At 61.8% G+C, this 22,367-nt stretch carries 21 protein-coding genes; 5 read left to right on the forward strand and 16 right to left on the reverse strand.

The genetic code is table 11. From position 1 onward, the window contains the following. The 5 genes from AACS18_RS04825 to ilvG form a co-directional block, all read right to left on the reverse strand. The coding region (locus tag AACS18_RS04825) for a pyridoxal-phosphate dependent enzyme (RefSeq protein ID WP_146184854.1) at positions 1 to 647 on the reverse strand (647 nt) is incomplete at its 3' end. Between the two features lie 3 nt (positions 648 to 650). Continuing rightward, complete coding sequence (gene ilvD / locus AACS18_RS04830; RefSeq protein ID WP_108613840.1) at positions 651 to 2,492, reverse strand: dihydroxy-acid dehydratase; 1,842 nt, start codon at positions 2,490 to 2,492, stop codon at positions 651 to 653. Between the two features lie 146 nt (positions 2,493 to 2,638). Further along, positions 2,639 to 3,583 carry a branched-chain amino acid transaminase gene (locus AACS18_RS04835; protein ID WP_108613841.1) on the reverse strand — a complete coding sequence of 315 codons (945 nt, stop codon included), beginning with the start codon at positions 3,581 to 3,583 and terminating at the stop codon, positions 2,639 to 2,641. 12 nt (positions 3,584 to 3,595) lie between these two features. After that, on the reverse strand, positions 3,596 to 3,886 hold the full coding sequence (gene ilvM / locus AACS18_RS04840) for an acetolactate synthase 2 small subunit (protein ID WP_042079763.1): 291 nt from the start codon (positions 3,884 to 3,886) through the stop codon (positions 3,596 to 3,598). Beyond that, positions 3,883 to 5,529, reverse strand: a complete 1,647-nt coding sequence (ilvG, locus tag AACS18_RS04845; RefSeq protein WP_108613842.1) for an acetolactate synthase 2 catalytic subunit — start codon at positions 5,527 to 5,529, stop codon at positions 3,883 to 3,885. Before ilvG ends, ilvM begins: the two co-directional genes overlap by 4 nt. Before the next feature lie 384 nt (positions 5,530 to 5,913). Here ilvG and AACS18_RS04850 point away from each other — a divergent pair, with 384 nt between their 5' ends. The 3 genes from AACS18_RS04850 (at position 5,914) to AACS18_RS04860 (ending at position 9,426) form a co-directional block, all read left to right on the forward strand. Then, entirely contained in the window at positions 5,914 to 7,428 is a 1,515-nt protein-coding gene (locus tag AACS18_RS04850) for a YifB family Mg chelatase-like AAA ATPase (RefSeq protein WP_108613843.1), read from the forward strand. Positions 7,429 to 7,554: 126 nt separating this feature from the next. Beyond that, positions 7,555 to 8,454, forward strand: a complete 900-nt coding sequence (locus AACS18_RS04855; RefSeq protein ID WP_108613844.1) for an acyltransferase — start codon at positions 7,555 to 7,557, stop codon at positions 8,452 to 8,454. A 6-nt stretch (positions 8,455 to 8,460) separates the two neighbouring features. Beyond that, positions 8,461 to 9,426, forward strand: coding sequence for an acyltransferase (locus AACS18_RS04860; protein WP_108613845.1), 966 nt, complete (start codon positions 8,461 to 8,463; stop codon positions 9,424 to 9,426). Here the strand turns inward: AACS18_RS04860 and AACS18_RS04865 are convergent. Together AACS18_RS04865 and AACS18_RS04870 are read right to left on the reverse strand one after the other, a co-directional pair. Further along, a complete protein-coding gene (locus AACS18_RS04865; protein WP_108613846.1) occupies positions 9,351 to 9,854 on the reverse strand; it encodes a DUF523 domain-containing protein in 504 nt (167 codons plus the stop codon). The two genes, AACS18_RS04860 and AACS18_RS04865, sit on opposite strands and share 76 nt — an antisense overlap. Beyond that, positions 9,851 to 10,501 carry an NUDIX hydrolase gene (locus tag AACS18_RS04870; RefSeq protein WP_108613847.1) on the reverse strand — a complete coding sequence of 217 codons (651 nt, stop codon included), beginning with the start codon at positions 10,499 to 10,501 and terminating at the stop codon, positions 9,851 to 9,853. Before AACS18_RS04870 ends, AACS18_RS04865 begins: the two co-directional genes overlap by 4 nt. Before the next feature lie 74 nt (positions 10,502 to 10,575). Here AACS18_RS04870 and AACS18_RS04875 point away from each other — a divergent pair, with 74 nt between their 5' ends. Both AACS18_RS04875 and pncB read left to right on the forward strand, forming a co-directional pair. Then, entirely contained in the window at positions 10,576 to 11,211 is a 636-nt protein-coding gene (locus AACS18_RS04875) for a nicotinamidase (RefSeq protein ID WP_108613848.1), read from the forward strand. A gap of 201 nt (positions 11,212 to 11,412) precedes the next feature. After that, positions 11,413 to 12,591 (forward strand): nicotinate phosphoribosyltransferase, encoded by a 1,179-nt coding sequence (gene pncB, locus AACS18_RS04880; RefSeq protein WP_108541467.1) that lies wholly within the window; start codon positions 11,413 to 11,415, stop codon positions 12,589 to 12,591. 71 nt (positions 12,592 to 12,662) lie between these two features. Here pncB and AACS18_RS04885 read toward each other — a convergent pair whose 3' ends face one another. The 9 genes from AACS18_RS04885 to rph form a co-directional block, all read right to left on the reverse strand. Beyond that, positions 12,663 to 13,271, reverse strand: coding sequence for a thiol:disulfide interchange protein DsbA/DsbL (locus tag AACS18_RS04885; protein ID WP_005356138.1), 609 nt, complete (start codon positions 13,269 to 13,271; stop codon positions 12,663 to 12,665). A 229-nt stretch (positions 13,272 to 13,500) separates the two neighbouring features. Then, entirely contained in the window at positions 13,501 to 14,490 is a 990-nt protein-coding gene (locus AACS18_RS04890) for a serine/threonine protein kinase (RefSeq protein WP_108613849.1), read from the reverse strand. Between the two features lie 103 nt (positions 14,491 to 14,593). Further along, positions 14,594 to 16,045, reverse strand: a complete 1,452-nt coding sequence (gene ccoG / locus AACS18_RS04895; protein WP_108613850.1) for a cytochrome c oxidase accessory protein CcoG — start codon at positions 16,043 to 16,045, stop codon at positions 14,594 to 14,596. Between the two features lie 155 nt (positions 16,046 to 16,200). Beyond that, entirely contained in the window at positions 16,201 to 16,464 is a 264-nt protein-coding gene (locus AACS18_RS04900) for a YihD family protein (RefSeq protein WP_005339598.1), read from the reverse strand. Between the two features lie 30 nt (positions 16,465 to 16,494). Then, entirely contained in the window at positions 16,495 to 17,649 is a 1,155-nt protein-coding gene (locus tag AACS18_RS04905) for a GGDEF domain-containing protein (RefSeq protein ID WP_005339596.1), read from the reverse strand. 127 nt (positions 17,650 to 17,776) lie between these two features. Then, on the reverse strand, positions 17,777 to 18,166 hold the full coding sequence (cueR, locus tag AACS18_RS04910) for a Cu(I)-responsive transcriptional regulator (protein ID WP_106844324.1): 390 nt from the start codon (positions 18,164 to 18,166) through the stop codon (positions 17,777 to 17,779). Then, positions 18,167 to 20,596, reverse strand: a complete 2,430-nt coding sequence (locus tag AACS18_RS04915; protein WP_108613851.1) for a heavy metal translocating P-type ATPase — start codon at positions 20,594 to 20,596, stop codon at positions 18,167 to 18,169. Positions 20,597 to 20,777: 181 nt separating this feature from the next. Then, a complete protein-coding gene (pyrE, locus tag AACS18_RS04920) occupies positions 20,778 to 21,431 on the reverse strand; it encodes an orotate phosphoribosyltransferase (protein ID WP_010676102.1) in 654 nt (217 codons plus the stop codon). 75 nt (positions 21,432 to 21,506) lie between these two features. After that, positions 21,507 to 22,223 (reverse strand): ribonuclease PH, encoded by a 717-nt coding sequence (rph, locus tag AACS18_RS04925; RefSeq protein ID WP_005339589.1) that lies wholly within the window; start codon positions 22,221 to 22,223, stop codon positions 21,507 to 21,509. Positions 22,224 to 22,367: the final 144 nt, after the last annotated feature.

Below are 22,367 nucleotides of genomic sequence, written 5' to 3' on the forward strand. Positions count from 1 at the left end.
GCCATGGCCGCCTTGAGACAGGCGGAGCCTTCCGCCTCCACCCCGATCACCTTCACATCCGGCAGCAGCTGCTTGATATAGACCGCCACCCCGGCGGCCAACCCGCCGCCCCCCACCGGCACGAACACGTGGGTGAGGTGGGTATCCTGCTCCAGCAGCTCCTTGCCGATGGTGCCCTGCCCGGCGATCACCTCGACGTCGTCAAACGGCGGGATCAGGGTGTAGCCCTCAAGCGTGGCGAGGCGGCGACTCTCGCCATAGGCCTCGTCGAAGCTATTGCCAAACAGCATGACGTTGCCGCCCTGACGGCGTACCGCATCGATCTTGATATCCGGCGTGGTCTTGGGCATCACGATGATCGCCTTGATGCCGAGCTTGGCGGCCGACAGGGCGACCCCCTGGGCGTGGTTGCCAGCAGAGGCGGCGATAACGCCGCGCGCCTTCTGCTCCTCGGTCAGGGTGGCGATCTTGTGGTAGGCACCGCGCAGCTTGAAGGAGTGGACCGGTTGCAGATCCTCCCGCTTCAGGCTGACGTGGTTACCGAGCCGCTCGGAAAGTTTCTTCAGGGTTTGCAGGGGGGTCACCCGCGCCGCCTCATAGACGGGGGAGAGCAACACCTTGCGTAGATAATCCGCCGCAGAGACCATGATTTATTCCCCCAGCATCGAGCGATCGCGAACCGCGCCTTTATCGGCGCTGGTGGCGAACATGGCGTAGGCACGCAGAGCAAAGGAGACCTGACGCTGACGATCGAGCGGCTTCCAGCCACGGGCTTCCACGGCGACGCGGCGGGTAGCCAGCACGCTGTCGGCCACCTCCAGCACCATGCTGCGGGCCGGGATATTGATGCTGATGATGTCGCCATCCTCCACCAGACCTATGGTGCCGCCGGAGGCTGCTTCCGGCGAAACGTGGCCGATAGAGAGGCCCGAGGTGCCGCCGGAGAAGCGGCCATCGGTGATCAGGGCGCACGCCTTGCCGAGGCCCATGGATTTCAGATAGGTAGTGGGGTAGAGCATCTCCTGCATGCCGGGGCCCCCTTTCGGCCCCTCGTAGCGGATCACCACCACCTCGCCCGCTTTCACTGTGCCGTCGAGGATACCGTTCACCGCGCTCTCCTGGCTCTCGAACACCCGGGCCGGACCACGGAAGGTAAGGTTCTCCTCATCCACCCCGGCGGTCTTGACGATGGCACCGTTGACCGCGAGGTTACCTGAGAGCACCGCCAGACCGCCCTCCTGGCTGTAGGCGTTATCCAGCGAGCGGATGCACCCTTCGGCTCTGTCCAGATCCAGCTCCGGCCAGCGGCAATCCTGACTGAACGCCTTGGTGGTGCGGATACCGGCAGGGCCGGCGCGGTAGAAGTCCACCACCTCCTGACTCGGCTGGCGGCTGACGTCATATTCATCGAGCTGTTCGACGAGGGAGCAACCCAGCACGGTACGGGTATCGCCATGCACCAGACCCGCTTTCTCCAGCTGGCCCAGAATGGCGACCACGCCACCGGCGCGGTGCACATCTTCCATATGGTATTTCTGGGTGGAGGGTGCCACCTTGCAGAGCTGCGGCACCTTGCGGGACATGCGGTCGATATCGGCCATGGTGAAGTCGACACCTGCCTCCTGCGCCGCCGCCAGCAGGTGCAGCACGGTATTGGTGGAGCCGCCCATGGCGATATCGAGCGCCATAGCATTCTCGAACGCCGCCTTGGTGGCGATGTTGCGCGGCAGGGCGCTCTCGTCATCCTGCTCATACCAGCGCTTGGCCAGGGTCACGATGCGCTGGCCCGCCAGCTTGAACAGCTGCTCGCGATCGCTATGGGTCGCCAGCATGGAGCCGTTACCCGGCTGGGAGAGGCCCAGCGCCTCGGTCAGGCAGTTCATGGAGTTGGCGGTAAACATGCCGGAGCAGGAGCCACAGGTGGGGCAGGCGCTGCGCTCCACCTGTTCGCTCTGGGCGTCGGAGACCTTGGGGTCGGCCCCCTGGATCATGGCATCCACCAGATCCAGCTTGATGATCTGATCGGAGAGCTTGGTCTTGCCCGCTTCCATCGGGCCACCGGAGACAAAAATGACCGGGATATTGATGCGCAGGGCCGCCATCAGCATCCCCGGGGTGATCTTGTCGCAGTTGGAGATGCAGACCATGGCGTCGGCGCAGTGGGCGTTGACCATGTACTCCACCGAGTCGGCAATCAGTTCGCGCGACGGCAGCGAGTAAAGCATGCCGCCGTGGCCCATGGCGATGCCGTCATCCACGGCGATGGTGTTGAACTCCTTGGCGACGCCGCCAGCGGCTTCAATCTCGCGCGCCACCAGCTGGCCCAGATCCTTGAGGTGGACATGGCCCGGTACGAACTGGGTGAAGGAGTTGACCACGGCGATGATGGGCTTGCCGAAATCCTGATCGGTCATTCCGGTGGCGCGCCACAGGGCGCGGGCCCCGGCCATGTTACGTCCGTGGGTGGTGGTGGCGGATCTCAACTTCGGCATTGTCTCTACTCCCTGAATGCCCAGCGGGCTCATTATCTTTGGAAATGAAAAAGTGACTCTCGGATCGGGAATCGATCCTGGTGAGGGCACAGCGCAGTGCCCTGACCGGAAGCAACTCGGGGAGGCATGACGCCTCCCCTCTCTCATCAGTCGTTGACGGGGGTCAGCCAGCCCCACTTGTCTTCGGTCTGGCCATTGAACAGGCCGAAGAAGGCGTTTTGCAGCTGCTCGGTTACCGGGCCGCGGCAGCCAGCACCCACCTTCATCCGATCGACGGAACGCACCGGGGTCACCTCGGCGGCGGTGCCGGTCATGAAGATCTCGTCCGCCACATAGAGCGCCTCACGGGGCAGCGCCTGCTCGCGCACCTCATAACCCAGATCGCGGGCCAGCGTCATGATGGTGTCACGGGTGATGCCGGGCAAGATGGCGGCGGTAGCGGGCGGGGTGAACAGCACGCCGTTCTTCACCAGGAACAGGTTCTCCCCCGCCCCTTCGCTCAGGTAGCCGTTCACGTCCAGCGCCAACCCCTCGGCGAAGCCGTTGCGCTTGGCCTCGCGGCTGATCAGCTGGGAGGACAAATAGTTGCCCCCCGCCTTGGCGCCGGTGGGGATGGTGTTGGGAGCGAGCCGATTCCAGGAGGTGACGCAGACATCCACCCCGTTTTTCAGTCCCTCTTCCCCCAGATAGGCGCCCCATGGCAGAGCCGCGACCATCAGATCGGCCTTGGCATCCAGCGGCGGATGCAGCCCCAGCCCCACGTTGCCGACAAAGGCCAGCGGGCGCAGGTAGCCGCTCTTCAGGCCGTTCTCGCGCACCACGGTGCGGCAGGCTTCATTCACGTCGGACTCGCTGTAGGGGACGTCCATCCAGTAGATCTTCGCGGAGTCGAACAAGCGGCGGGTATGCTCCTGCAGGCGGAAGATACAGGTGCCCTTGGGAGTATCGTAGGCGCGCACACCCTCGAACACCGAGGAGCCGTAGTGCAGGGCGTGGCTCATGACATGCACCTGGGCATCTTGCCAGGGCACCAGTTTGCCGTTGAACCAGATGTATTGCGGGTGAGTGGCGGATTGGGAAGGCTGTGACATTGGCTTTGCTCCTTAAGCTCTGATCCGGGGTTGCTGTTCCAGTGCATCGACCCGGGAGACGTCCACCAGCTTCACCAGCTGGCTCCACAACTGCTGGATGGGACGCACCGACTCGACAGTAACCGTGATCCGCAGCTGTTGGCAATCCTGCTCCGCTCTCGTCTCCATAGTGAGGGCGCAGAGATTGAAGCCGCGGTGACGCACCACCCGCAGCACCCGCTCCATCACTTCGGGTCTGGGCTGGGCGTGGATATGCAGGGTGTGCTGTGCAAATGCGGGCTGGGCAAGAGTGTGCGGGTTCATGGGCGTTGCTCCATCATCTGGTGGTTGGCGACTCCCGGCGGAACCAGGGGCCAGACGTTTTCTTCCTCTGAAATAGCCACATGCAGCAGATAGGCGCTCTCGCTCTTCAGCAGGCGGTCGAGGGCACTGGCTATCTGCTTCTTGCATGTGATGGTCTCGCCCGGAATGCCGAAGGCGGCAGCCAGGGCGACGAAATCGGGATTGTCGGAGAGGATGGTCTCGCTGTAGCGACCATCGAAGAACAGCTCCTGCCACTGGCGCACCATGCCGAGGCGCTGGTTATCCAGCAGCACCATCTTCACCTTGAGCTGGGCGCGGCGGATGGTGCCGAGCTCCTGCACGTTCATCATGAAAGAGCCGTCACCGCTCACCAGCACCACTTCATCCTGCGGGCGCGACATCTTGGCGCCGATGGCGGCCGGCAGACCGAACCCCATGGTGCCGAGACCGGCACTGGAGAGGTGGTTGCGCGGGCTGGTGAAGCGCATGTGCTGGGCCACCCACATCTGGTGCTGACCCACGTCGCAGGCCACCACGCTGCTCTCCGGCAACTTGGCGGAGAGCTGTTTGAGCAGGGCCGGGGCGTAGATGGCCTGCCCCGGGTGGTCGTAGCGAAACGCATATTCGCGAGCCATGGCGGCGCAGTGCTCACGCCATGGGTCAATGGAAAGGGACATGGCAAGGACGGGCAACACCCGTTTGAGATCCGTGGTGATACCCACCTCGGCGGCGCGGCGCTTGCCGAACTCGGCAGCATCCACATCGAGATGGATCACCTTGGCCTCGGGGGCAAACTCCTCCAGCTTGCCGGTCACCCGATCATCGAAACGGGCACCCACCACCAGCAGCAGATCGCACTGCTGCACCGCATAGTTGGCAGCCTTGGTACCGTGCATGCCGAGCATGCCCAGATAAACAGGGCTATCGGGGTCGAGCGCGCCGATCCCCTTAAGGGTGGTGACCGCTGGCATGCCAGTCGCGGCAGCAAATTCGCGCAGCTGCTGCTCGGCATTGGCCATGCCCACTCCGCCACCGACGTAGAGCACCGGACGCTTGGCGGCAGCCAGCAGGGTGCGGGCGGCGGTCAGCTCCGAGGGGTGGAGCGCCTCCGGCTCCTCCACCGCAAACAGCGGGCTCTGGGGCGGCACGGCAGCCAGTTGCACATCCTTGGGGAGATCGATCAGCACAGGTCCGGGGCGACCTTCAGTGGCGATGGCGAAAGCCTCTGCCAGCACCCGCCCCAGATCGGCGGCATCGGTCACCATAAAGGAGTGTTTGGTGCAGGAGAGGGACATGCCGAGCACGTCGACCTCCTGAAACGCATCGGTACCGATGGCGGCACAGGGCACCTGACCGCTGATGGCCACCAGCGGCACGGAATCGAGCAGCGCCTCCGCCAGACCGGTCACCAAATTGGTAGCGCCGGGGCCGGAGGTGGCGATACAGACCCCCACCTGCCCGGAGGCGCGGGCATAACCGACCGCGGCCATGGCGGCGCCCTGCTCGTGGCGACAGAGCTGATGGGCCAGACCCCCGTCATACAGGGCATCGTAGACCGGCATGATGGCCCCGCCCGGGTAACCAAACACCTGGGTCACACCCTGTTTCTTGAGAGCCTGTACCAAAAACTGCGCGCCGTTCATGTGGAGAATCCTGTCCTTTGGTCGAAAAAAAACCCCCGAGCTGTGAGGCTCGGGGGTCGCTTGTTTCGTTCTGTCCGGTGGTGGGTCTATCCCTTGTTCCGTGCAGCTAAACGAGCCCCGAGCGGTGAGATAATAATCACCACTAGGACCACAATAATGCTGACGAAACGGGAGGCCATGTTCATAGTTACAACCGGAAATCCTGTGAAATTGGGGCGGTTTGCACCGCGAATGGCTATTAGAACTAGCACGGTGATTTTTATTGGGCAAGGCTTTTTTCTGTGACAACCCACTGATTTTGGCTATTCCCCAGCCGGAACTCTGGAATAAAAAACCAACAAGAAGCAGTTAGTCAGAACATATATCAACTCAAGGACGGGATTTATGTCATTAGCTGTGGTTTATAGCCGTGCCAGCCTCGGGATCGCGGCCCCGCAAGTTACAGTGGAAGTTCACCTCTCCAACGGCCTGCCCGCCTTCAACATGGTCGGCCTGCCGGAAACGTCGGTGAAGGAGTCGCGGGATCGGGTGCGCAGCGCCCTGCTCAACGGCAATTTCGAGTTCCCGAGCAAACACATCACCGTCAATCTGGCCCCCGCCGATCTGCCCAAGGAGGGGGGCCGTTTCGATCTGGCCATCGCCATCGGCATTCTCGCTGCTTCCAAACAGATACCGGCAAAATACCTGCTTGATCACGAATTTTTAGGCGAGTTGGCCCTAACCGGCGAAATTCGCCCCGTGCTCGGAGTGCTGCCCGCCGTGCTCGCCTGCCGCGATGCGGGACGCACCCTGCTGGTACCGCGGGAGAACGGCCCCGAAGCTTCCCTCATTCAGGATGCCGAGGTGCGCACCGCCCACCAGTTGCTGGCCGTCACTGCCTGGCTGGCAGGCCAGTACGAACTGCCGCTGCCGGATCCCCAAAGCGCGGAGAGCCTGCCCGATGTGCCGGACCTGCAGGATGTGATCGGCCAGTCACAGGCCAAGCGGGCACTGGAAATCGCCGCCGCCGGCAGCCACAACCTGCTGTTCATCGGCCCACCCGGCACTGGCAAGAGCATGCTGGCCAGCCGCCTGCCCGGCATTCTGCCGCCGCTCAGCGAGCAGGAGGCACAGCAGACCGCCGCCATCCACTCCATCGGTGGCCTCACCCCGCGCGCCGGTCACTGGCACCACAGACCCTATCGCACGCCGCACCACAGTGCCTCGGCGGTGGCGCTGGTGGGAGGTGGCAGCCATCCGCGGCCCGGCGAAATTTCGCTAGCCCACAACGGGGTGCTATTTCTGGACGAGCTGCCCGAATTCGAGCGCAAGGTGCTCGACTCCCTGCGCGAGCCGCTGGAAACCGGCCACATCACCATCAGCCGGGCCGCCCGTCAGGTCGATTTCCCCGCCCGCTTCCAGCTGGTGGGTGCCATGAATCCCAGCCCCTGTGGCCACTATGGCGACGGCCAGACCCGCTCCAGCCCGGATCAGATCCTGCGCTACCTCGGCAAGCTCTCCGGCCCCTTTCTCGACCGCTTCGACCTGACTGTGGAGGTGCCGCTATTGCCCAAGGGGAGCCTGACCGGCAAAGCGGAACGAGGGGAGTCGAGCCAGCAGATCCGCGATCGGGTGCTGGCGGCGCGGGAGCGCATGCTGAGCCGCAATGGCAAGCTCAACAATCTGCTGGATAGCCGTGAAATCGAAGAGATTTGCCGATTATCAGCGCAAGATGCCGAATTTCTGGAGAATGCCATCCAGAAGCTGGGGCTCAGTATCCGGGCCTGGCATCGCATCCTGCGGGTGTCACGCACCATCGCCGATCTGGCCGGGCAACCCGCCATCGGCAAGGAGCATCTTATCGAGGCGCTCGGTTATCGCGCCATGGACCGGCTGCTGTCGCGATTGCGCAGCAGCTGACAGAAGGGAAAGGGTGAGTCCGACTCCGTAACGGCTCTGAATGGTCTCACGGGCAATCGGCTGATATTATGGCCACAGATCTGACCACTTGATGGCCCTTTATCGACAGCAAGACGGACCCGACTCATGCCCAACAAGCTGACAGAGCGACTGCGCGGCAGCCTCTCCACCCTGCTCTATTTTTTCAACACCCTCTTCTGGTTTGTCCCCATCTTCTCGCTGGGTCTGCTCAAGCTCCTGCTCCCCCTCAAGGGGTGGCGCACCCTCTGCAACTGGCTGCTGGATGGCTGTGCCAGCTGCTGGATCGGTTTCAACAATTTGATCCAGAAAACCATCATCAGAACCCCTTTCGAGGTGGTCGGAGTGGACAAAGGGCGCCGGAATGAGTGGTATATGGTGATTGCCAACCATCAATCCTGGGTCGACATACTGGTATTGCAGCGGGTTTTTAACCAAAAAATCCCCTTCCTGAAGTTTTTCCTCAAGAAAGAGCTGATTTGGGTACCTTTTCTCGGTCTGGCATGGTGGGCGCTCGACTTCCCCTTCATGCGGCGATATTCCAGAAAGTTTCTGGAAAAACATCCCCATCTGAAGGGAAAAGACATAGAGACAACCCGTAAAGCCTGTGCCCGGTTCCGCCACATTCCGGTGAGTGTGATGAACTTCGTCGAGGGCACTCGCTTCACACCGACCAAGCACCAGAAGCAAGGCTCGCCCTACCGTCACCTGCTCCATCCGCGAGCAGGCGGCATCGCCTTTACTCTGGCCGCCATGGGTGACCAGTTGCAGCAACTGGTAGATGTCACCATCGCCTACCCGGACGGCATTCCCAGCTACTGGGATTTCATGTGTGGCCGGGTCGGGCAAATCAAGGTTCAGATCCGCTATTTGCCGATCGACCGCAAACTGGTGGGGGATTACTTCAATGACCCCGAGTTCCAACAAGAGTTTCAGCAGTGGCTGAACGGGATCTGGCACGAGAAGGACCAGACCCTGAACCAGCTGCTGGCAACCAAGGCGCAGTAAACACTCATGTTATCCATGCTTCCTGGCCCGCTGGTGCTGATCATCAGTGCCGGCCTGACCATTCTCTTTACCGCCTTGTGCGCCAGCCTGATCCTGCTGGTTTCGCTGGCCAAACTGCTGCTGCCGATTCCGGCGTTTGGCCGCGCCTGCAGCCGCATCAACAACCGCTTCATGCGCCTGTGGCTGGCCTGCAATGCGCTGGTGATCCGTCTCACGATGCGCATCGACTGGCAGATCGAAGATAAGACCCGACTGCGCAAGGATGGCTGGTACCTCGTCATCAGCAACCACATGAGCTGGACCGACATAGTCGTGCTGGGTCACCTGTTTCGTGATCGGCTACCGGTGCCCAAGTTCTTCATGAAGCACGAGCTCATCTACATCCCTCTGCTGGGGCTCGCCTGCTGGGGGCTCGACATGCCCTTTATGCGCCGCTATTCACGGGAGTTTTTGCTGAGGAACCCGCACCTGCGCGGCAAGGATATCGAGACAACCCGTAACGCCTGCGAGAAGTTTCGCCACATCCCCACCACCGTTATCAACTTCGTGGAAGGGACCCGCTTTACCGAGCAGAAACGGGATACTTCCCGCTCTCGCTACCGACATCTGATGCCGCCCAAGGCGGCGGGGCTGGCCTTTACGCTGGCGGCAATGGGGGAGCAGTTCGACAGCCTGATTAACGTCACCATCCGCTATCCGGACAACGCCGAGACCCCGTTCAAGGACTTCCTGATGGGACGGGTAAAACGCATTCAGGTGCGGATCGAGGAGCTGCCGGTGGATGAGGCGCTGGTCGGCGACTACTTCAACGACAAGCAGTTCAAGCGCGGTTTTCAGGAGTGGCTAAACCAGCGCTGGCAAGAGAAGGACGAGGTGCTGGAGGGATGGCAGAGCGGTCAGGCACCGCTGCCGGTTGCTGCCAAATCCGGGGATGAATCCACAGAGAGTGCCAAAGCCAACTCGGCCAACTGATCTTCGGAAAAGACCGCAATACCGTGGCGGCGCAGCAGGGCAGAGGTCTTGCCCTCGCCCGCCACAGAAACACCTTCGAAGCGGCCGTTATAGATACGGCCGCTACCACATGAGGGGCTCCCCTCTTTCAGCAGCGCGAAGCGAATACCCTGCGCCTGACAGAGCGCGAGGGCCAGCTCGGCGCCGCGGTCAAACTCGGCGGTCACATCCAGCCCGCTCGCCGTCACTACCCGCTCGCCCTGTCGCTCGGCAGGGGGGCGCGGGGTCGGCAAGCCGCCCGCCACTTCGGGGCAGAAGGCCAGTGCCCGCCCTTCGGCACCCAGCTCGCGCAGCCAATCGCTGACAATCCCCTTGCTCTGGCCATCGTAACGCACTGGCTGGCCCAACAGACAGGCGCTTACCAGCACACAAACGGGATCCACACTCACGCTTCCGCTCCGTGCATCACCTGATCGAACATTACGCAGCAGGGGGTTTCCAACCGGTAGAGAATGGCGGGGCGCTGTTTGCCGGTACGCTTGCGGCCGGTATCCACCAGAATGTCGGCGCGATGGATTCGCTTGCGAAACGCCGCCGTATTCATGGGGGTTTGCAGGATGATTTCGAAGGCGCGCTGCACCTCGGAGAGGGTGAACTCGGGCCCCAGCAGATGCAATGGCAGGGTGCTGTAGCGACTCTTGATCCGTAGCCGCTCCAGCCCCTTGGCGATGAGCTGGACATGATCAAAGGCGAGGCTCAGCCCCGGCAGATTGGAGAGCGGATGCCAGCAGCCGTGGGTCACTTCCACTTCCGGATCGACCAGGCAGAGATAGACCAGAGTGGTGGACCAGCCGCGGGGATCCCGCTCCAGATTGCCGAGGGTACAGACCTGCTCGCTGTAGCAGTGGCCGAGCCCCCACTCCGCAAGCAGGCGGCGCTGGGCGGCGTCCAGATCCCGATCCAGTGCCTCGTCGATACGCAAACCGGGTAGCTGCCAACTGTGGGCAAAGGGGGGGCGATCACGGGTCTCGAGCAGCAGCTCGAGCCGCTCGTCATGCAACCGCAGCACCACCATATCCAGACTCATTCTCAGCATGCCGATCGCCCTGCTCGCCTTCCATTAATGTTTGGTAGATAATATCACACGAATAGTATGTGCAGGAGCCAATCATGGGAACCGTCGCCAGCCTGGATATTGATGCGCAGAAGGGCTTTACCCCCCTCTGCCCGAACGAACTGCCCGTCGCGGGCGGTGATGATATTGTGGCTGCGCTCAACGCTCAGGCCACCCTCGCCACGCTGCGGATCGGCAGCAAGGACGCTCACCCCGCCAATGCCGACTGGGCCGTCTCTGACCCTGCCGGTATGCTGCTGCCGCTGGATCTGCCCAACGCCGACCTCACCTGGCCGGTGCACTGCGTGCCGGGCAGCAAGGGCTTCGAACTGCTCGACGGCCTGCCCGCCCCCATCGACTATGACTTCTTCGTCTGGAAGGGGGTCGAGCCGGATCTGCACCCTTACGGCGCCTGTTATCACGATCTGGCCGAACGGCGCAGCACCGGACTCATCGAATTCCTGCAAGCCCGCAAGGTCGACACCGTACTGGTCGGCGGCCTCGCCACCGACTACTGTGTCAAAACCAGCGTGCTGCAACTGCGCCGCGCCAGCTTCCGGGTGATCGTCCATCTCGATGCCTGCCGTGGCATCGCGCCCAAGACGGTTGCCAGCGCCCACACCCAGATGATCGAAGCTGGCGCCGAACTGGCCCAGACCCTGATCGATGTACAACGCCTGCTGGACGCCTGATATGCCCCCAATCCTCACCAGCCTGTCCGATAGCGGCGCCTGCAATCTACATATGCGACAGGGGAGCGCCATCGCGCTCGCCAGCCTGCAGGGAGCCTGATATGCCACCGATTCTTACCAGCCTGCTCGACACCGATGCCTGCACGTTACATATGCGGCAGGGGAGCACCATCGTGCTCACCAGTCTGCGAGGAGCCTGATATGCCCCCAATCCTCACCAGCCTGCTCGACACCGACGCCTACAAGCTGCATATGCAGCAGGCGGTGTTCCATCGCTATCCGGATGCCGAGGTGGTGGCCGAGTTTCACAGCCGCAATGAAGAGGATCTGCTGCCCATGATGGGGCAGATCGAGGAGCAACTGCGCCTCGCTGGCTCCCTGCGACTGACCAAGCCAGAGCTCGATTTTCTGGCCGAACGCCCCTTCTTCACCCCTGACTACCTCGACCACCTGCGCCGCAAGCCGCTCGATGCCTCCCTGCTCAAGGTGTTCGAGCAGGATGGCCGCATCAATGTGCGGGTCGAGGGGCCCTGGCAGGATGTGATCCTGTGGGAGATCCCGGTGCTCGCCATCATCAGCGAGATGCGCAACCGCTTCCGCTATCCCCAGTTCGGCGTCCGCCACGCGCTGGAGCGGCTCGATCAGAAGATCGACAAGCTGGAACGGGAGCTGAGCAGCGACGAGATGAGCGAGTTCAACCTCATCGACTTCGGCACCCGCCGCCGCTTCTCTCACGCGGTACAGGATGCGGTAGTGGGTCGCCTCAAGGAGCGGCTGCCGGCGTTTCGCGGCACCAGCAACTATATGCTGGCCCAGAAGTACAAGCTGCCCGCGGTCGGCACCCAGGCCCATGAGTGGTTCCAGGCGCACCAGCAGCTCGGCTTCCCGCTGGAGCACAGTCAGCGTGCCGCCCTCACCAGTTGGCTGGACGAGTTCACCGACCATCTCGGTATCGCCCTGACCGACTGCATCACCATGGATGCCTTCCTGCGGGACTTCGACTTCGAGCTGGCCAGCAGCTATCAGGGCTTGCGTCACGACTCCGGCGATCCCGTGGTGTGGGGCGAGAAGGCGATCAGCCACTATCAGCGCCTCGGCATCGACCCCACCGACAAGACCCTGGTCTTCTCCGACGGGCTCAACCTTGACAAGGCGGTGCAGCTGTTCCGCCACTTCCGTGGCCGCATCAATACCAGCTTCGGTATCGGCACCAAGCTCACCTGCGATCTACCCGGTGTCAGCCCGATGAACATCGTCTTCAAGCTGATCGAGTGCAATGGCGGCCCGGTTGCCAAGATCTCCGACAGCCCGGGCAAGACCCTCTGCCGGGATGCGGAGTTTATCCGCAACCTCAAGCAGGCGTTCCACGTCGGGGTCTGATCTTCGAGATCGCCAAAAAACAAAAAGCCCGCCGGTTCACACCGGCGGGCTTTTTATCGACTCAAGGGGTATCAGTCTTTCTTGGCCAGCAGGAACTGCACCAGCTTGTTGAACTGCTCTTGAGAGGTGATGGATTCAATCTTCACCATGTACTTACCGTTCACCAAGAAGGCCGGTACACCGCGAATGTTGTAGCTCTCGGTGTTGCGATCGAACTGGGAGACCATGCCGGAGACGGCGAAGCTGTCGACGGCACCGTCGAACTCTTCAGCCGGTACGCCGTTGTCCACGAAGATCTTCTTCACATCGTCACGGCTCATCGGCGGCTGACGCTGGGTGTGGATCTTGTTGAAGATGGCCGGAGTCAGCTTGGCTTCGGCGTTGAGCAGGCTGGCAACGGCATAGGCACGCTGCATCTCGGGGCCCATCTCGCGGCCGAGGAAAGCAACCGGGTTCTTCTTGAGGGGCACACCCTCTGGCAACCCGGCCTTCAACTGTTCAACGATCGGTTCGAAGGTAGCGCAGTGCGGGCAGTAGTAGGAGAAGAACTCCATCACTTCCGGCTGGGCACTGCCAGTCTGTTTGACCACATCGTAGTTGACGCCTTCCTTGAACTCGGGGGCGGCGTGAACCATGGGGATCATCAGCATGGCAGCAAGGAAAAATAGAACTTTTTTCATGATGTTTCCTGTTAAGGGATCACTGTGAGGCACGCCCGGCGAACCGAAGCAGTGCCAAGCCTATTGTTTCGCCATGCTGACGTCAATGGTCAGGGCCGGAGATCGAGTCCCCCTTGCCGCGCAAGATCCCTTCTATTTCACCAGTTTGGCATCAGACTCAACGGTGGCGCCTTGAGTACCTCCAGCTAATCGTGCCAAAGGTGGGGCTATCTGCTGGCCGCCGGATAAGTTACCACCCCGGCATCAGGGTCAACGGCGGCGCCTTCAGCGCCTCCAGCTGATCATGCAGGGTCGCTATCTGTTGACGCCAGTAGTGATCGGTATTGAACCAGGGGAAGTGACGGGGGAAGGCGGGATCTTCCCAGCGCCGTGCCAGCCACGCCATGTAGTGAACGATGCGCATCGCCCGCAGCGGCTCGATCAGCGCCAGCTCCCGCGAGTCAAACTCCATAAACTCCTCGTAGCCCGCCAGCAGGGTGTCGAGCTGGATCTGCTGCTCGTGGCGCTCGCCGCTCAGCATCATCCAGAGATCCTGAATCGCGGGGCCGGTGCGGCAATCATCGAGGTCGACAAACATGGGGCCATCGCGCCACAGGATGTTGCCCGGGTGGCAGTCGCCATGCAGGGAAATCTGCGCCACATCCAGGGTCATGGCGTCGCTGACATGCTTGATCAGCTCGTCCAGCACCCCGAAGAATTGCTTCGCCAGCCCGCTTGGCAGCCACTCGCCAGACGCCAACAGCTGACGCGGCTCGTGCAGCATGCTATCCACGTCGAGGCGAACCCGATGGTGAAACGGCTTGCTGGCACCGATCTGATGGATGCGGCCGAGGAAACGCCCCACCCACTCCAGCTGATCGAGGTTATCCACCTCGAACTGGCGGCCACCGACGCTCTGCCAGATGGCAAAGGGGTAGCCCTCATGCTCCAGCAGGGTCTCGCCCGCGAAGGCGAGCGGTGCGGCGACCGGGATCTCCGCCTCTGCAAGGCGGGTGGCAAACTCGTGCTCCTCGAGGATCTGGGCCCGGCTCCAGCGGCCGGGACGGTAGAACTTCACCACATAGCGGCGACGATCCTCATCCTGAAACTGGTAGACCCGGTTTTCGTAGCTGTTGAGCTCGATAAGGCCGGAGTCGAGCCGCAGGCCACTGAGATCGAGCGCATCCATGATGAGGTCGGGATTGAGGTCGGAATAGTTGAAACGCATGTCATCCACCATAAGAAAGGGGCGCCGTTGCGCCCCATTCTATCACTACTGACCGGCATTGCCGTGCTCGTTGGTGACCGGACTGGTGTCACGCCCGGCCCGCAGCCACACGCAGTTACAACCGGCTGATAAACTTGCTGCCCTGGCGCAGGTTGCCCTTGCTGTCATCGGGCGCCGCACCCTCCCGTTTCAGCACGAACTGGATATCCAGCGCCGGCCGTTTCAGGTTGTAAGGATCGACCGCCAGACTGACCGGCAGGGTGTAGATCTCGCCCGCCTTCAGGGTCACTTCACGGGGGCCGAACCACTGATACTCGGGCAAGCCCTCCACATCCAGCTGGTAGGTCTGGGACTGCAGGGTCTTGTTGAGGATCTTGAGGGTGTAGGTGTTCTCAATCAGCCCCTCGCTGTTTTCGCGGAACAGCTGGTTGCGATCCCGCAGGATATCGAGCCCCATCGGCATGATGGACATGGCGTTGTAGACAAATACCCCCAGCATCACTGCCATCACCAAGCCGTAACCTATCAGCTTGGGCCGCGCCACATGGGTGGAGTCGTTGGCCAGCTTGTGCTCGGTGGTGTAGCTGATGAGCCCTTTCGGGTAACCCATCCGCTCCATGGTCTGGTCGCAGGCATCGACGCAGGCGCCACAGTTGATGCACTCGTACTGCAGGCCATCGCGGATATCGATACCGGTCGGGCAGACCTGCACGCAGAGATCGCAGTCGATACAGTCACCCAACCCCATCGCCTTGGGATCCGCCTTGCGGGAGCGGGCGCCACGGGTCTCGCCACGCTTGGTGTCATAGCCGACGATGAAGGTGTCCTTGTCGAACATGGCGGACTGGAAGCGGGCATAGGGGCACATGTGGATACACATGATGGCACGCATCCAACCCGCGTTGCCGTAGGTGATGATGGTGAAGAAGATCACCCAGAACAGCACCCATCCGCTGGCCTGCAGGGTGACGAGGTCTGGCACCAGTTCAGTCACATCCTGGAAGTAGGCAACGAAGGTCAGGCCGGTCACCAGCGAGATCGCCAGCCAGGCCAGATGCTTGGCCCCCTTGCGAGCCAGCTTCTCGCCGCTCCAGGGCGCCTCGTCCAGCTTGCGCCGCTTGTTGGCGGGCCCTTCCAGCTTCTCTTCAAACCAGATGAACATGAAGGTCCAGACCGTCTGCGGGCAGAGATAGCCACACCAGACCCGACCGAGGAAGGTGGTAATAAAGAAGAGTCCGAAGGCTGCGATCATGAAGAGCCAGGCGAGCAGGGTCAGATCCTGCGGCCAGATGGTGGCGCCAAAGATATGGAACTGCTGGTGACCGAGGTCGAACAGCACCGCCTGTCGCCCGTCGTAACGCAGCCAGGGCAACAGCACGAACAGCGCCACAAAGAACCAGCCCATGGCTTTGCGCATCCGCTGCCAATACCCTTTCTGGGCCCGCACATAGATGCGGTTGCCCGGGTTGAATCTGTCGTCGCTGGCTTTGAACGTATTGGGGTTGAAGGTCCCGGTTACGCCCTTGTCGGTGACGTCCTTGATATCGATTTTATCGTGGTCGGCCATTGCAAGACATCGCTCCCTTATTTGTTATGGAGCGGATTATATCTTAAACAACATGCTAATTGTGTGGATTAGATGTATCTAATATTGGGGTTAGATCGCAATTTTCGGCAACAAAAAAGCGCATCACCCCGGGGTGATGCGCTTCCGCTAAAGATTCACTTGATTCCGCGAGCCTTGAGCAGTGCCTCTTTGAAATCGGGCACATGATCCTTGGCCAGACCGGGGATCATCGCCTGCTTGTCGGATTCCCGCATCTTGAGGTGATAGATCAGCATGTCGTCGGTCAGCTCGGACAGAGGCCCTTCAAATCCCGCTTCTTGGGCCAGTTTGGCAACAAACTGCACCAGGCTGAGATCCTGTTCCTTGATCCAGGCTGGCTGCAACAACTCCAGCAGCTCTTCGATACGATGACATTGCATAGACAACCTCTTTAATCTGTCACGTTAAATTCAGGCAACCTTACCCATCAAGGCTACTTCGATTCGATCCCGCCCATTATGCTTGGCCTGATAGAGTGCCGCATCCGCTTTTTGGATCAAATCGGCGATTTTCATGCTGTTGTCCGGTATCAGTGTCGCAACACCAAAACTACATGTGACCCGACCGGAGACCAGTGACTTCTGGTGCGGGATAGCCAGCTCTTTGAGCGCCTGCCGCACATTGTCCGCCACCTGCAACGCCCCCTGCATGCCGGTGCAGGGCAGCAGCAGGGCAAACTCTTCACCCCCGTAACGAGCCGCCAGATCGTCCTCGCGCCGCTCCACCTCGGCCAGCAGCCCCGCCACCTGTTGCAAACAGTCATCCCCCAGCTGATGGCCGTAGAGATCGTTGAACTGCTTGAAGTAATCCACATCCACCAGCACCAGCGACAACGGCGCCCGGGCGCGGTGACAGCGCCGCCAGGCCCGCTCCAGAGAGTCGTCGAGATGGGCGCGGTTGGCGATGCCGGTCAGGCCGTCGAGGCGGGAGGTGAGACGCAAATGCTCAGAGACAGCCTTCAGCTCGGCCACCAGTTCGGCGTTGGAGAAACGGTGGTGGAGCGAGGCGATCTGATCCCGCCGCATCCGGCGCAACAGGGTCGGCAGAAAGACAAACAGATAGCCCGCCAGCATGCAGGAGACAATCCGCTCCTGCTCGTTGCCATTGCCCAGCTCGAACAGCATCGCCATGCCCAGCGGCAGGGCAGAACCATAGAGGGTACGGCGGCTGCCAAACAGCATGATGGCGCTGCCGGTAAGAATGAGGCTGGAGAGCATCATCATGGCGGCCCGGTAGGTATCGGGCAGCTTGTCCATGTAGAGTAGCACCCCGAGAGCCCAGATGATGGAGGTGATGGTGGCTCCGATAAAGAGCTCCCGCTCCAGCACCGGCAACGGCGTCTGGTGCAGGCGGGCTCGACGCCAGCGCAGGTGCCAGCCCCTCCCCAGCAACCACAGGAAAGTGCCTGCCAGCCAACCGAGCGCTTCGATGGCGGGTAGATAGTCGTGAAACAGCAGACTCCAGCCAAATGCCAGCACGCCCAAACAGGGGAGACTGAACGATGCATGGGTATAGAGCTGGGCCATGATGGCCTGCTTAACCTGGCGTGTCACACTCTGGGTCAACTGAGTACTCCTGTACAAGAGCCGAGCAGTCTACCATTACCCCCTGACCCGCAACAATAAAGCGCCGCTTATTAAGAAGTTAATCAATCAACAACGATTTCTTCTGCGCTGGCAGGTGAGCCCTTGCTCACCCCTTCTCCAATTCGTCGAGGATCGGGCACTCGGGATTTTCATCCCCGTGACAGCAGCAGACCAGCCCCTCCAGCGAACTGAGCATCGCCTGCAGCCCGGCGATGCGAGCACGCAGATCGACGATCTTCTCCTGCGCCAGCTTCTTCACCTGGGCGCTGGTTCTGTGTTCGTCACGGTAGAGCGCCAGCAGCTCCTGACACTCCTCCAGATTGAAGCCGGTCTCCCGCGCCCGTTTGACGAAACGCAGCTCGCGCAACGCCCCCTCGGTGTAACTGCGATAGCCGTTGTCACTGCGTACCGGGGCTGTGATGAGGCCAATGCTCTCGTAATAACGGATGGTCTTGGCAGTCAGCCCAGTGGCCTTGGCAACCTTGCTGATGTTCATTTATGCCTCCTTACTCATCTGGTTGGATGCTGGCCCGTGCACCGCTCTGGGCTGCCAGCGTGTCAGTAACAGGGAATTGCTTAAAACCGTGATGCTGCTCAGGGCCATGGCCGCCCCCGCCAGCTCGGGGCTGAGGTAGCCCAGCGCCGCCAGCGGAATGCCGATGATGTTGAACACGAAGGCCCAGAACAGATTCTGCTGGATGGTGCGCCAGGTGGCCGCCGAGATATCGATGGCATCGGCCACCAGCCGTGGATCAGATCGCATCAGGGTGATGGAGGCGGTCTCCATCGCCACATCGGAACCGGAGCCCATGGCGATGCCTACATCCGCCGCCGCCAGTGCCGGGGCGTCGTTCACTCCGTCCCCCACCATGGCCACCAGCCCGCGGGTTTGCGCCCGCAGCGCCTCGACCTTCTCTACCTTACCGGCTGGCAACACGGAGTCAAACGCCCCGTCCAACCCCAGTTTGGCGGCGATATAGGCCACCGGCGCCGGTGCATCGCCGCTCACCAACCAGCTGGCGATGCCGCGCTGGCGCAGGGTAGCGATGGCTTCCGGGCTCTCGGGGCGCAGGGTATCGGCCAGTGCCGCGATACCGGCAACCACGCCATCGATGGCGACCCAGACCCGGGTCGCGCCGTCAGCAGGTTGTTCATCCTGTTGCGGCTGATCAATGCCGAGCTGGGCCAGCAGGACTCCATTGCCGATGGCGACCCTGTGGCCCGCCACCTGACCGACAATACCGGCCCCGACCCGCACCTCCACCGCCTCCGGCTGGGGCAGCACCACTTCTTTGCCGACCGCCTCGCGCATCGCCAGCGCCAGCGGGTGCTCGCTCGCCTGTTGCAGGGAGGCGGCCAGACGCAGTTGCTCGGCAGTACCGCTCCAGCTGGCCAGTACCGGCCGACCCTGCGTCAGGGTGCCGGTCTTGTCGAAGATCAGCGCCTTGATGGCGTGGGCCTTCTGCAGGGTATCGACATCCTTGATCAGAATGCCGTGGCGAGCCGCCACTCCGGTGCCGGTGACAATGGCGGCCGGTGTCGCCAGCCCCAGTGCGCAGGGACAGGCGATCACCAGCACAGCTACCGCCGCCAGCAGCGCCTGACCGAAATCATTGCTGATGGCGTACCACACCAGCAGAGTAAACAGGGCGATGGCCATCACCACCGGCACAAACACGGCGGAGACCTTGTCCACCAGCTGTTGCAGCGGCGCCTTGCCCATCTGGGCGCTCTCCACCAATGCGATGATCTTGCTGAGGCTGGAATCTTCCCCCACGGTAGTGGCTTCGATCTCCAGCACGCCGGAGCGGTTGATGGCACCGCCCAGCACCTTGTCGCCCGCACCGCGCGGCACCGGCAGGCTCTCGCCGGTGAGGATCGACTCGTCCAGCTCGCTGGTGCCGCTCACGATTTTGCCATCCACCGGCACCCGCTCGCCTACCAGCACCCGCAGCCGATCGCCGCGCAGCACCTCGTCGATGGCGACGCTCTGCCAGCTCTCGCCACGCCAGACGGTGGCGGTTTCCGGCCGCAACGCCATCAGTTCGCGAATGGCGGACTGGGTGCTGCGTCTGGCCCGCGCCTCCAGCAACTTTCCGAGGGAAATCAGGGTAATGATGATGGCGCTCGCCTCGAAGTAGAGCTTGCCGCTGGCGGCCATCCCCAGGTTAAGCAGCAGATAGAGGCTGTAGAAGTAGGCGGCACTGGTGCCGGTTGCCACCAGCACATCCATGTTAGCCGCGCGGTTCTTGAGGGCGAGCCAGGCACCGCGATAGAAGCGGGCACCGATCCAGAACTGCACCGGGGTGGCGAGCAGCAGCTCCAGCCAGGCGGGTAGATGCCAGGGGAACAGTCCGGCCATGGCCAGCATCCCCACCAGCAGCGGCAACGTCAGCAAAGCCGAGACGATGACCCGGGTTTGAGCCTGACGGGCTGTGGCGGCCTCCTGCGCTTCCCGCTCCAGCAACTGCTGGCGGCGGCCGCTGGCCGAGCCTTGTGCCAGCTGGGCACCAAAGCCGAGCGCTTCGATCTGCTCGCGCAAAGCGGCGGGCGTCTGCATCCCGGGGACCAGCACGATGCGGGCCTGTTCGATGGAGAAATTGACCTCGGCCGAGATAACGCCGGGCAGCGCGGCCAGCATCTTGTTCAACCGAGCCGAACAACCGGCACAAGTCATGCCGGTAATTTGAAACAAAAAGGTCTCGCTGCCGTAGTCGTAACCCTGACTCTTGATGCTGTCGAGCACCGCAGGCAGGCGATCGGGGCTGGCCAGCTCGATGGCCGCCTGCTCCAGCGCGAAGTTGACGGTGGCCGATACCCCGTCGAGTTTGTTGAGGCTGGTCGCGATGCGGCCTGCGCAGTTGGCGCAGCTCATGCCGCTGAGCGGCAACTGCAGATGAATGGGTGATTGAAGATGAGTGGTCATGTTGTTCCTCCCCGGAACCCGTCGGCACCACAAAACGCCGACTGGCAAACCCTAACCTTTACTGTAAGGGCAAGCTCAAGCCACATGATCCACTTTTTGCAGATGAAAAAAAAACGGCGCCCGTTTGCTGCCAGAGAGCAAACGGGCGCCGCATTCAGCTATTGCGCGGTGTGAGCGGAGCTCAGATACCGTACTGGGCGCGGTAAGCCTTCATGGCAGCCAATTGCGCCGCCAGCTCCGGCTGCTCGGCCTGCTTCTCCTCCAGATACTGGATCAAGTCGCTCATCTGAATGATGGCGATGATGTGAGCGCCGTAGTCACGCTCCACCTCCTGAATGGCGGAGAGCTCGCCCTTGCCCTTCTCCTGACGGTCCAGCGCGATCAGCACGCCCGCCAGCGAGGCGCCGTTGGCCTGGATCAGATCCATGGATTCGCGGATAGCGGTGCCGGCGGTGATGACGTCATCCACCAGCATGATGCGCCCCTTGAGCGGGCTGCCCACCAGATTGCCACCCTCGCCGTGATCCTTGGCCTCCTTGCGGTTGAAGCACCAGGGCACGTCCACATCGTGCTGCTCCACCAGCTGCACCGCGGTAGCGGAGGCGATGGGGATCCCCTTGTAGGCCGGGCCAAACAGCACATCAAACTCGATACCGGCATCCATCAAGGCGGCGGCATAGAAGCGGCCGAGACGGGCCAGATCGCGGCCGCTGTTGAACAGACCTGCGTTGAAGAAGTAGGGGCTTTTACGACCGGATTTCAGGGTAAATTCACCGAATTTGAGAACCTGTTTCTCCAGGGCGAACTCGATAAATTGACGCTGGTAGGCTTTCATTCTGGCTCCTTGCTTGGCTTGTCGTTGTCTTGTGTGGGGGTATAAAAAAACGCGGTCAATGCCGCGTTTTTAAAATCAGGAGAGCGACTGCTTCTGCAGCGCAATGATGTCGGCAATGCCGCCCTTGGCGAGCGCCAGCATCTCCAGCAGCTCCTCATGGGTGAAGGGCTCGGCCTCCGCGGTGCCCTGCACCTCGATGATGCGACCATCTTCGGTCATCACCACGTTCATGTCGGTCTCGGCGGCGGAGTCTTCGATGTACTCCAGATCGCAGATGGCTTCACCCTGATACATGCCGACGGAGACGGCGGCGATCATCTGCTTGAGCGGGCTCTGCTTGATCATGCCCTTCTCGACCATCCAGTTCAGCGCATCCACCAGCGCCACGCAGGCACCGGTAATGGAAGCGGTGCGGGTGCCGCCATCGGCTTGCAGCACATCACAGTCAACTGTGATGGAGTGTTCGCCCAGCGCAGTCAGGTCTACCGCCGCGCGCAGGGAGCGGGCGATCAGACGGGAGATCTCCAGAGTGCGACCACTCTGCTTGCCGGAGGCTGCTTCACGGTTCATCCGGGAGTGGGTGGAGCGCGGCAGCATGCCGTATTCGGCAGTCACCCAGCCCTGGTTCTTCCCTTTCAGGAAGCGCGGCACGCTGGTGTCAACGCTGGCGGTGCAGAGCACGCGAGTGTTACCGAACTCCACCAGCACTGAGCCTTCTGCATGTTTGGTGAAATTGCGGGTAATGGTAACCGGGCGAAGTTGCGCGGCACTGCGATCGCTTGGACGTGACATGGAACGGACCTCTGGGCTGGCTCAAATTGGCGGGGGATTATAAGTGATCCCGCCCCAAATATCAGCCGCTAAAACCTCGGCATCGGCTGACGAGCAGGGCCGGGCTGAGTATACTGGCCGCACACTTCATCAAGCCCGGAACAA

Origin of the sequence: Aeromonas sp. HMWF015, from assembly GCF_963878965.1 — a bacterium.
In the GTDB taxonomy this organism is placed as follows: domain Bacteria; phylum Pseudomonadota; class Gammaproteobacteria; order Enterobacterales; family Aeromonadaceae; genus Aeromonas; species Aeromonas veronii.